Source organism: Vibrio sp. 1751, from assembly GCF_033339895.1.
In the GTDB taxonomy this organism is placed as follows: domain Bacteria; phylum Pseudomonadota; class Gammaproteobacteria; order Enterobacterales; family Vibrionaceae; genus Vibrio; species Vibrio alginolyticus.
Genome location: NZ_JAWOVM010000111.1, coordinates 1 through 11,430, shown reverse-complemented (window position 1 = coordinate 11,430; position 11,430 = coordinate 1). Strand labels below are relative to the sequence as shown.

8 protein-coding genes are annotated in these 11,430 nt (G+C 43.6%); 2 read left to right on the top strand and 6 right to left on the bottom strand.

The genetic code is table 11. The features are described 5' to 3' along the window. Positions 1-216: TSUP family transporter (locus R7041_RS20955; RefSeq protein ID WP_318128706.1), on the bottom strand; the 216-nt coding region annotated here is incomplete at its 3' end. A 304-nt stretch (positions 217-520) separates the two neighbouring features. On the opposite strand from R7041_RS20955, the gene R7041_RS20950 reads away from it, so the two are divergent. Together R7041_RS20950 and R7041_RS20945 are read left to right on the top strand one after the other, a co-directional pair. Then, positions 521-1,390, top strand: a complete 870-nt coding sequence (locus R7041_RS20950; protein WP_053304341.1) for a hypothetical protein — start codon at positions 521-523, stop codon at positions 1,388-1,390. After that, positions 1,387-1,812, top strand: a complete 426-nt coding sequence (locus tag R7041_RS20945) for a hypothetical protein (RefSeq protein ID WP_053304340.1) — start codon at positions 1,387-1,389, stop codon at positions 1,810-1,812. The genes R7041_RS20950 and R7041_RS20945 overlap by 4 nt, the downstream gene beginning before the upstream one ends. A 323-nt stretch (positions 1,813-2,135) precedes the next feature. On the opposite strand, the gene carB is transcribed toward R7041_RS20945, so the two are convergent. The 5 genes from carB to secA form a co-directional block, all read right to left on the bottom strand. Then, on the bottom strand, positions 2,136-5,369 hold the full coding sequence (gene carB / locus R7041_RS20940) for a carbamoyl-phosphate synthase large subunit (protein ID WP_005381854.1): 3,234 nt from the start codon (positions 5,367-5,369) through the stop codon (positions 2,136-2,138). Positions 5,370-5,385: 16 nt separating this feature from the next. Further along, complete coding sequence (gene carA, locus R7041_RS20935) at positions 5,386-6,525, bottom strand: glutamine-hydrolyzing carbamoyl-phosphate synthase small subunit (RefSeq protein ID WP_017821483.1); 1,140 nt, start codon at positions 6,523-6,525, stop codon at positions 5,386-5,388. Positions 6,526-7,006: 481 nt separating this feature from the next. Next, positions 7,007-7,816, bottom strand: a complete 810-nt coding sequence (gene dapB / locus R7041_RS20930; protein ID WP_065274178.1) for a 4-hydroxy-tetrahydrodipicolinate reductase — start codon at positions 7,814-7,816, stop codon at positions 7,007-7,009. Between the two features lie 110 nt (positions 7,817-7,926). After that, complete coding sequence (mutT, locus tag R7041_RS20925) at positions 7,927-8,325, bottom strand: 8-oxo-dGTP diphosphatase MutT (protein WP_005387387.1); 399 nt, start codon at positions 8,323-8,325, stop codon at positions 7,927-7,929. A 155-nt stretch (positions 8,326-8,480) separates the two neighbouring features. Beyond that, positions 8,481-11,210, bottom strand: a complete 2,730-nt coding sequence (gene secA, locus R7041_RS20920) for a preprotein translocase subunit SecA (RefSeq protein ID WP_005387389.1) — start codon at positions 11,208-11,210, stop codon at positions 8,481-8,483. Positions 11,211-11,430 lie beyond the last annotated feature (220 nt).

Below are 11,430 nucleotides of genomic sequence, written 5' to 3'. Positions count from 1 at the left end.
GCTGACAATACCGTTACGCACGAAATACCAGCTAGCAGAGAAACTGCCAAACGAACTTTGTAACTTATTGGTTGCTAGAGCTTGAGTCGGACTCAACCCCGCAGCCAAAAGCGCAGGGAGCGTAATGAGCCCTCCCCCACCAGCCATCGCATCAATAAAGCCTGCGGCAGTCGCAACCAAAAATAAGGCCAACAAAATCTCAACCGTGATTTCCACTACACTTCCTTTTTGAAGAGGTATCAAAGAGGAAGAAACGGTAGCACTTATTCACAAAACTACCAATGGAAAGTCAAGACACCAATCTATTCCTAATTTTCATAGAATTAATGCTTAAACTTGACTCCAAACTTTTATATAAAATTTAGTTGTCAGAAAGAATTGAATCACTGTCACAAATCTATTCCTGATAATGAGATCAAACGCTTACCTTTAAATATAAAACTAGACGAATATGAAAGATCTGTTCAGCATGTAGAGTTTACATTGTCAGCGCTCAAGGCCCGATATCTGAGGAAAATACATGACTAGCAACTACCCTTTATCACGACATCAATCCTCAAAAAATAGTGGTAGTATAAGCACCTACCCACTTTATAAATCAAATCATCAACATCGAAATCAAGAAACCATTATCTTATCTATCAAGAGCTTCGATATCGTTGTCAAGAACAATGTAAAAGATAAAGCGAAATTAGAACGTTGGGAAAAGATAAAGGGAATGTTTGAAAATACAGCAAACTATTATACTACAGGACAGGACTTAGTTTTTATAACCAACTTATCAAACTATTTGTACGGAAATAATAGCTCTGTTATCGTTAAAAATTATTCTGGAGCTCCACATATCATACTCACAGGCTCCCCTGCTATGCACTCAAAGCTTTCTGGATTAGGAAAGTTTCTTCCCACTCCAACTGTGGCAAAGTTCGCTGTTGGACCAGAAGGGGCATTACAATCCATTAGAAGTGGGGGCATAATAACAATTATCTTAATATCCACATACAGAGTGATTGACTTTTTCCTCAATGACCGTCAAACCTTAGCCAAACTATTTGGTACTTTAGCTAGTGATATAATCACTATCGGGCTATCGTCAGCTGCAGCAGCTATATTTGTAAACTTTGCCGCAGCAGTGGGTGGCAGTGTTGTAACTTTAAGTGCTGGCCCATTATTAGGGGCTATTTTGATAAGCTCGGCTGTAGGTCTTTTATTGAATAGAGAAAATGATAAACGAGGTTTAACACAGAAGTTAATAGCCTCTATAGATATTTACTTAAAGCAAAGAGATATAGAAGCAAAGAGAAGAGCAAAAGAAGAATATAATGAGATTCAACGTAAAACTCAAAGTATGATTTTCTCGCAAGAAATACAGCGAGGTTTGTTACGATGAAAAAAGGGAGTTACGACCGAACGCAAGTGTTTTTTTATTTAATAATTTTATTAGCATCAGCAATATCACTGTTAATATATGGTTTTGATGGATTGTCAGACTTTTATCTTAACATCTATAATAATGAAAGTTATTCATCTTTTGATCAGGCTGATATTTTGATTATAGGCTCTAGTTTGATCTTATTTGAATGCTCTAGAATGTCCGTAAAAACATTAAAATCAAATAATTTCCTAACTAAACGTGAGTTTAAAAGCTCTAGTAAGATATTCCTAACTATATCGGTAACTAGTTTTTTTCTTCTTTATCCCTCGCTACTAGCAGCAGATGTTTTTGCAAAAAGTAACGGATACTCTCTTGATACTGAAGAATCAACTTATAACTTAGTCTTAGAAAAAAGAACCTATCGAAGCACTCCATAGTTAGTATGTTTTTAAGCTCGACACTGCTTATTTTAACTTTTTCTAATTACCTATCTGCTTAAAGAGTTATGGTCGGCTTAATACCTCAGTCCTACAGCATTAATTTTGTTGCAGCAAGTGGTAGTACTATTTCTTCATCTTTGGGTACATCGCTTGCCATCATTAGCTTGATGATCTTCAAAAGCGAAGCATACCAATCGTTCCTAGCACACTTTAATGCTCTTCATTTTAGAAAAACCTCGATATAAAAAAGCCCGCTCAAATGAGCGGGCAATGAGGTTGTCATGTAAGCCCTGATTAATGAGCTTACTGATTTTTATCTGTTACGCGTCTAGACTCGCTTTCACTTTAGCGTGTAACTCTTGAACCGAAGTTACTGACGCTTTTGCGTCTGCAGTATGAGACATACATGTAGCGAACGCTGCATTCAGTGTCGTTGTGTAGTTCACTTTTTCTGCCAGTGCACCACGTCGTAGAACTTTCGAATCTTCAATCGCTTGACGACCAGCAGCCGTGTTTACGATGTAGGTGTATTCGTTGTTCTTGATGCGGTCAAGAATGTGTGGACGACCTTCGTGTACTTTGTTTACCAAACGTGGGTTAATACCCGCTTCGCCCAGAATTACAGCAGTACCGTGTGTCGCATCCAACTGGTAACCCAGTTTCACTAACTTAGAAGCTAGGTCAACAACACGCTCTTTATCACCTTCACGTACAGACAGTAGCGCACGACCACCTTCAGGATAAACCGCACCACAACCTAGTTCTGCTTTAGCGTAAGCTTCTGCGAACGTTGCACCCACACCCATTACTTCACCTGTTGAGCGCATTTCAGGGCCCAATAGAGGGTCAACACCAGGGAATTTGTTGAACGGCAGAACCACTTCTTTCACTGAGTAGTAAGGAGGGATAATCTCTTTAGTAAAGCCTTGTGACTCTAGAGATTGACCCGCCATTACACGTGCAGCGATTTTCGCTAGAGGAGCGCCTGTCGCTTTCGATACGAATGGTACCGTACGAGCAGCACGAGGGTTCACTTCAATTAGATAAACGTCGTTATCTTTCACAGCAAACTGCGTGTTCATCAAACCGCGTACACCGAGTTCGAATGCTAACTTCTCAACTTGCTCACGCATCTTGTCTTGAATTTCCTGACTTAGCGTGTACGCAGGCAGTGAACATGCAGAGTCACCAGAGTGAACACCCGCTTGTTCGATGTGCTCCATGATACCGCCGATAACGACGCGTTCACCGTCACAGATAGCATCAATATCAACTTCGGTTGCATCATCCAAGAAACGGTCTAGCAGAACTGGAGACTCGTTCGATACGCTTACTGCTTCGTTGAAGTAGCGACGCAGGTCTTGCTCGTCGTATACGATTTCCATCGCACGACCACCGAGTACATAAGATGGACGAACAACTAATGGGAAGCCAATTTCTTTCGATTTCTCAACCGCTTGCTCCATCGTTGTTACTGTCGCGTTTTCTGGCTGAAGTAGACCTAAACGGTCAACAGCGGCTTGGAAGCGTTCACGGTCTTCCGCACGGTCGATAGCATCTGGGCTAGTACCAATGATTGGCACACCAGCCGCTTCTAGAGCACGAGCCAGTTTAAGTGGCGTTTGACCACCGTACTGAACAATCACACCTTTTGGTTTTTCAACGCGAGCGATAGACAGTACATCTTCCAGAGTTACTGGCTCAAAGTACAGACGATCAGACGTATCGTAGTCAGTAGATACCGTTTCTGGGTTACAGTTAACCATAATGGTTTCGTAACCGTCTTCACGCAGCGCAAGTGATGCATGAACACAACAGTAATCGAATTCGATACCTTGGCCGATACGGTTTGGACCGCCACCAAGAACCATGATCTTATCTTTGTCTGTTGGGTTTGCTTCACATTCTTCATCGTAAGATGAGTACATGTAAGCCGTGTCAGAAGAAAACTCTGCTGCACATGTATCCACACGTTTGTAAACCGGATGAATATCAAACTGCTCACGAGCACGGCGAATTTCACTTTCAGCGACACCAAGCAATTTAGACAAGCGAGCATCAGAGAAGCCTTTGCGTTTCATCTGACGAAGCACTTCTTTGGTCAAACCTGCGTAGCCGCCCGCCTTGACTTGTTCTTCGAGTTTTACAATTTCTTCGATTTGAACCAGGAACCAGCGGTCGATTTGAGTCAAGTTGAACACACCGTCGACTGACATACCCGCTCGGAATGCATCGGCGATGTACCAGATACGCTCTGCACCTGCTTCTTTAAGTTCGTGACGAATCTTAGTCAGTGCATCTGGCGCTTCCAGATCGACCATCTCATCAAAACCAGTTGCGCCAACTTCTAGGCCACGCAGTGCTTTGTGAAGAGATTCTTGTTGGTTACGACCAATCGCCATTACCTCACCAACCGATTTCATCTGAGTTGTCAGACGATCGTTTGCACCAGCAAATTTCTCGAAGTTAAAGCGAGGGATCTTAGTTACGACGTAGTCGATAGTTGGTTCAAATGACGCAGGTGTTGCACCACCTGTGATGTCGTTTTGTAGTTCGTCTAGCGTAAAGCCAACAGCCAGTTTCGCTGCAATTTTCGCGATTGGGAAGCCTGTTGCTTTTGATGCTAGCGCAGAAGAGCGAGATACACGCGGGTTCATCTCGATGATGACCATACGACCATCTTTCGGGTTGATACCAAACTGTACGTTTGAACCACCTGTTTCAACACCAATCTCACGTAGAACGGCTAGCGATGCATTACGCATAAGCTGGTATTCTTTGTCAGTCAGTGTTTGTGCTGGAGCAACCGTGATTGAGTCACCCGTATGGATGCCCATTGGGTCAAAGTTCTCGATTGAACATACGATGATACAGTTGTCCGCTTTGTCACGAACGACTTCCATTTCGTACTCTTTCCAACCGATGAGTGACTCATCGATAAGAAGTTCGTTGGTCGGAGATAAGTCCAGACCGCGACGACAGATTTCTTCGAACTCTTCTTTGTTGTAAGCGATACCACCACCAGTGCCACCCATGGTGAACGATGGACGAATGATACAAGGGAAGCCAACCATATCTAAAACTTTGTAAGCTTCTTCCATGCTCTTCGCTGTATCTGCGCGAGGACACTCAAGGCCGATAGACTTCATCGCTTTATCAAAACGAGAACGGTCTTCCGCTTTGTCGATTGCATCAGCCGTTGCACCAATCATCTCTACGCCAAACTCTGCGAGAACGCCGTGCTTCTCTAAATCTAACGCACAGTTAAGTGCTGTCTGACCACCCATAGTTGGCAGAACTGCATCAGGACGTTCTTTCTCGATGATCTTGCGTACAACTTCCCACTGAATCGGCTCGATGTAAGTCGCATCTGCCATCTCTGGGTCAGTCATAATCGTTGCTGGATTAGAGTTAACTAGGATAACTCGGTAGCCTTCTTCGCGAAGAGCTTTACACGCTTGTGCGCCAGAGTAGTCAAACTCACATGCCTGACCGATAACAATCGGACCAGCACCAAGAATTAGAATACTTTGAATGTCAGTACGTTTTGGCATTATCTACTACTCCGAATTAAGCGCTGTGTTTTTTGATTAGTTCGATAAAGTGGTCAAATAGCGGTGCCGCGTCATGTGGACCAGGGCTCGCTTCTGGGTGACCTTGGAAGCTAAATGCTGGCTTGTCTGTGCGGTGGATACCTTGCAAAGAGCCATCAAATAGCGATACGTGAGTAGCACGTAAGTTTTCCGGTAATGTTGCTTCATCTGCCGCAAAGCCGTGGTTTTGCGAAGTAATCATCACAACGTTACGCTCTAAATCTTTTACTGGGTGGTTTGCACCGTGGTGACCAAACTTCATTTTCACCGTTTGCGCACCTGATGCTAGCGCCAGAATTTGGTGACCTAGACAAATACCAAAAATTGGCAGGCCTTTTTCTAGGAACACTTTGGTTGCTTCAATCGCGTAAGTACATGGTTCTGGGTCACCAGGGCCGTTTGATAAGAATACGCCATCTGGATTTAGTGCCAGAACTTCTTCCGCTGACGTTTCTGCTGGTACAACCGTTAAGCGGCAGCCGCGGTCAACCAACATTCGTAAGATGTTGCGTTTTGCGCCGAAGTCGTAAGCGACAACGTGGTATGGCAGCTCGCTGTCATCTTTCGCCTCTGGAAGTCCACCTTCAAGCGTCCACGAACCTTGCTTCCATTGATACGCTTCTTTTGTTGTAACTTCTTTCGCAAGGTCCATTCCTTTTAAGCCTGGGAATTCTTTTGCTTTCGCTAGTGCCAAAGCTTCGTCTAGGTTGTTGCCCGCAACAATACAGCCGTTTTGAGCACCTTTTTCACGCAGGATACGAGTGAGCTTACGAGTATCGATATCAGCGATGCCAACGATATTTTGAGACTTAAGATAATCAGAGAGGGATTGTTCGTTACGGAAGTTAGAAGCGATTAGAGGAAGATCGCGAATCACAAGGCCTTGTGCATGAATGGAAGAGGATTCTTCATCTTCGGAAGTGGTTCCGGTATTGCCAATGTGAGGATAAGTGAGAGTGACGATTTGCTGAGAATAGGAAGGATCAGTGAGGATTTCTTGATACCCCGTCATCGAGGTATTAAAAACGACTTCACCAACGGAAAGACCATCTGCCCCTATGGACACTCCGCGGAACACTGTCCCATCTTCTAGGACCAACAGTGCTAATTTACCCAAGACAACCTCCAGAATAAAAATGCAAAAAAAATAAATCAAACTGCAAACATGCCTTCCTTTACCTATAAAATCTACATAAATAGGTATTTCAGACAAATTGGCGGTATTCTAAAGTTGGACTCGAAACCTGTCAACCTACAATCAAAAATAAATGATTAATTTCTAGCGAGTAAGGTCATTTTGAATCAGTAAGGCCCAAAAAGATAACTTTTACATGCTATTACATAGAGGGGCATAGAGGTTTAATGAATTTTACAAATTTGAACTTTTTAGAGATCACAAAAAAGTATGAGTTTTTCACGCAAACGTTCACCCGGCAAAAAAGACATTAGTTTTTAGGCATCAAAACCCAAAACACCCACAAAGCAACCAAAACAACAACAAAAGTAAGCACCAAAATACTTTCTGTTAGAATCATTTCATTTACAACTAATTCTATAGATATAAAAAAGCCGGCTACCGCCGGCGAATAATTATGTATTTAGAGATCATTCAATCCCAAAACATCTGTCATGGTATAAAAGCCCGCTGGTTTGGCACTCAACCAAACAGCGGCCTTGACGGCGCCATTAGCAAACGTCATACGATCGGTCGCTTTGTGCGTTATCTCCACTCGTTCCCCGATATCAGCAAACATGGCTGTGTGCTCACCGACAATATCGCCAGCGCGAATTGTAGCAAAGCCGATCTCATCTTTAGTACGTTCACCTGTGATACCTTCTCGCGCATAGACAGCTACATCATTCAGCTTGTTGCCCATCGCACCAGCAATGGCTTCGCCCATCCCGATAGCAGTACCAGAAGGAGCATCAACTTTATGACGATGATGTGCTTCGACAATCTCAACATCACAGTAGTCGCCCATCACTTTGGCTGCTTTCTCAAGAAGCTTAAATACTAGGTTCACACCAACAGAGTAGTTAGGAGCCATGACAACAGGCACTTGCTTAGCGGCTTCGTCAATCAGCTCACGCTCTGCATCACTGAAACCAGTCGTCCCAATCACAATACTCTTTCCATGCTTCTTACACAGTTCAAGATTCGCCAACGTACTTACTGGGGCAGTAAAATCGATGATTACATCAAAATTATCGACGTCTTTAGCAAGATCATCCGTTAAGAACACATCGAATTTGCCTTCACCACAAAGTTCACCGATATCGACACCGACAAGTGAGGACTCAGGTCGTTCTGATCCCGCGCTCACTGTCGCCTCTGGATTAAGGTGTGAAGCTTTAACCAAATTACGGCCCATTCGGCCTGCTGCTCCTGCGATTGCAATACGAACCATTGCGCTTTCTCTCCTTCTCTGGATAACGAGGTTTGCTCTCGTTCTCTCGTTTCGCTTAATCTGTTTAAACTAACAACATACTGTGGTTACCACAAGCAAGTTCATCAGGCTTAAGCAAACTCTTTTACGACACGCTCCAAGATAGGCACGTTCGCTTCAGGAAAGGCATAGTTACCCAATTCTCTTATCTCAACCCAGCGACCTTCTTGACCTTCTCGGCCGTAAGGCTCATTACTGAACTTAGATACCGTAATAAAATCAAACTTAAGTGATTTGTCTGGATAGTCATATTCCAAATGCTCGAAAAGGGCTTGCTCAGTAACTTCAATTCCTACTTCTTCTTCAAGTTCTCTTGCTAGAGCATGTTCAATACTTTCTCCTGACTCGACTTTCCCGCCGGGAAACTCCCAAAACCCGCCTTTATGCTTGTCGTCTGGACGCTTTGTAATAAAAATTTTTGATTTGTCTTGGTTAAAAATAATAGCCGCGACTATGTGAATTCTTTTCATAGGGGTTCCTAACTCTCAAGCCGTTACACTTCAACGGTCTTTGCATCTCTAAAACTATCCGATGCTATCAAAACTTATGAAATTCGACAGCCACAGAATTTGCTTAAAAAAAGAGCCGCCTAGGCGACTCTTTAAAAAATTATCTGACTAATACGTTAGTCGATCTTGCCGTGGCACTGTTTATACTTCTTACCACTACCACAAGGGCAAGGCTCATTGCGACCTACTTTACGTTCATCACGTACCATTGGCTGACTTGAACCTTCTTCAGATTCTTCACCTTCAGAAAGAGGGTTTTGTGCTGCTGCGTGTTGCGCTTGAGCACGACGAGCGGCCTCTTCAGCTTGCGCACGACGTTGCTCTTCCATACGTTCAACTTCTTCTTGTTGCTGAACTCGAACGCGAGATAGAACAGTAATCACATCAGTTTTCAGCGCTTCTAGTAGACCTTCAAACAGTTCAAACGATTCACGCTTGTATTCCTGTTTCGGGTTCTTCTGCGCATAGCCGCGTAAGTGAATACCCTGACGCAAGTGATCCATTGCTGCCAAGTGCTCTTTCCAAAGCGTATCCAGAGTTTGAAGCATAACCGATTTCTCGAAGTTACGAAGCACTTGCGCACCCACCACTTCCTCTTTCTCTTTATACACTTCAACGGCTAGATTGATGATCTTCTCGCGTAGCGCCTCTTCGTAAAGCTTATCGTCTTCTTCAAGCCATTGCTTCACTGGCGCATCAAGATCGAAGTCTGCTTTCAAGCGCTCTTGCAGACCTTCAACGTCCCACATATCTTCTAGTGATTGTGGCGGGATGTACTCATCAATAACCGCTGTTAGCACATCTTCACGGTTTTGCTCGATCATACCGCTGATGTCTTCAACGTTCATCAATTCGTCGCGCAGCTCGTAGACAACCTTACGCTGATCGTTCGCCACATCATCGTATTCTAGTAGCTGCTTACGGATATCAAAGTTACGACCTTCCACTTTACGCTGTGCTTTTTCAATTGAGCGAGAAAGCATTTTCGATTCAATTGCTTCACCTTCTTCCATACCACTTTGGATAAGGCTCGCCATACGATCAGAAGTGAAAATACGTAACAAAGAGTCTTCCATAGATAGGTAGAAGCGAGATGAACCCGCATCTCCTTGACGACCAGAACGACCACGTAGCTGGTTATCAATACGGCGAGATTCGTGGCGCTCAGTACCAATGATGTGTAGACCACCAGCATCTAGTACTTGATCATGTACCACTTTCCACTCTGCTTTAATCGCATCGATTTGTTCTTGAGTTGGGTTCTCCAAAGCTTCCACTTTTGATTGCCAACTACCGCCAAGCACAATGTCCGTACCACGACCGGCCATGTTGGTCGCGATAGTTACCGCACCAGGCATACCCGCTTCAGCAACAATTTCCGCTTCCTTTTCATGGAATTTCGCATTCAATACGTTGTGTTTGATCTTCGCTTTCTTTAATGCGTTAGAAAGAAGTTCTGATTTTTCAATCGATACTGTACCAACCAATGTTGGCTGACCTTTCGCAACGCGCTCTTTGATATCTTCAATGATTGCAGCAAACTTCTCAGCTTCGGTACGGTACACCACATCCGGCATATCGTTACGAATCATTGGTTTGTTGGTTGGGATAACCACCGTTTCCAAGCCATAAATAGATTGGAACTCAAACGCTTCAGTATCCGCAGTACCTGTCATACCAGACAGTTTTTCGTATAAGCGGAAGTAGTTCTGGAAGGTAATCGAAGCCAAAGTTTGGTTTTCGTTTTGAATCTTAACGCCTTCTTTCGCTTCTACTGCTTGGTGAAGACCTTCAGACCAACGACGACCTGGCATTGTACGACCAGTATGTTCATCAACAATTACTACTTCACCTTCGTCAGTAACGATGTAATCAACGTTGCGCTCAAACAACACATGAGCACGCAAAGCGGCATTCACGTGATGTAACATGCTGATGTTAGTCGGAGAGTAAAGTGTGTCACCCTCTTCCATAAGACCATTTTTCACCAACAGTTCTTCAACGTACTCTTGGCCCGTTTCTGTGAGGTATACTTGCTTTGATTTCTCATCAACAGTGTAGTGACCATCACCACGATATTCTTCAGAGTCTTCTTTGTCTTGCTTTTTAAGATGCGGGATCAAAAGGTTGATTCGGGTGTATAGCTCAGAGCTATCTTCAGCAGGACCAGAAATGATTAAAGGGGTACGAGCTTCATCAATTAGGATTGAGTCCACCTCATCGACAACTGCAAAGAAGCGTTCACGTTGTACGCGATCTTCGCTACGGAAAGCCATATTGTCACGAAGGTAGTCAAAACCAAATTCATTGTTCGTTCCGTACAAGATGTCAGCTTGGTACGCTTCTTTTTTCTCTTGAGGAGGCATGTTTGGCACGTTTACGCCAACAGTCATACCTAAAAATTCAAATAGAGGGCGGTTTGTCTCTGCATCACGTTTAGCTAGATAATCGTTCACTGTTACAATGTGAACGCCTTTACCAGCCAGGGCATTTAGGTAAGCAGGAAGCGTTGCCGTCAGCGTTTTACCTTCACCCGTACGCATTTCAGCGATTTGACCCGCATTTAGAACCATACCGCCGATAAGCTGGACGTCGAAGTGGCGCATACCGTAGACACGCTTAGATGCTTCACGAACCGTAGCAAAAGCTTCTGGAAGTAGTTTATCAAGAGTTTCACCTTTCTCTAGGCGCTCACGGAATTCAACCGTCTTTGCTTTTAACTCTTCATCACTTAGAGCCTCGAATGTTGGCTCATAGTTATTAATTTCTTTTACAATTTTTCTAAGGCGGCGCAGTGTTCGGTCGTTGCGACTGCCAATCACTTTTGTCAGTAGCTTAGTTATCATTTTTCGTGAATCTCTCTTTATTCAGACCGTTCCCGATCTACTCATAATGCCTTCAGTCTCTGCCAGTTTGGAACTAAGAATACTGAGATAAATCATTTATCAAAGATATTGAGTTCAAACATCCATATTTCAAGGCTAAGTTTTGAAACAATGTGGCTTAGTGTAAGGATTTTTAATCGATACAACCATAAATAGACGTATTTGTTTGAAGCACTCTGAA

Excerpts from the sequence above, each read along its gene's own strand:
- R7041_RS20950 (WP_053304341.1), top strand. The coding sequence starts at position 521 with ATGACTAGCAACTACCCTTTATCACGACATCAATCCTCAAAAAATAGT.
- R7041_RS20945 (WP_053304340.1), top strand. The coding sequence starts at position 1,387 with ATGAAAAAAGGGAGTTACGACCGAACGCAAGTGTTTTTTTATTTAATA.
- carB (WP_005381854.1), bottom strand. The coding sequence starts at position 5,369 with ATGCCAAAACGTACTGACATTCAAAGTATTCTAATTCTTGGTGCTGGT.
- dapB (WP_065274178.1), bottom strand. The coding sequence starts at position 7,816 with ATGGTTCGTATTGCAATCGCAGGAGCAGCAGGCCGAATGGGCCGTAAT.
- mutT (WP_005387387.1), bottom strand. The coding sequence starts at position 8,325 with ATGAAAAGAATTCACATAGTCGCGGCTATTATTTTTAACCAAGACAAA.
- secA (WP_005387389.1), bottom strand. The coding sequence starts at position 11,210 with ATGATAACTAAGCTACTGACAAAAGTGATTGGCAGTCGCAACGACCGA.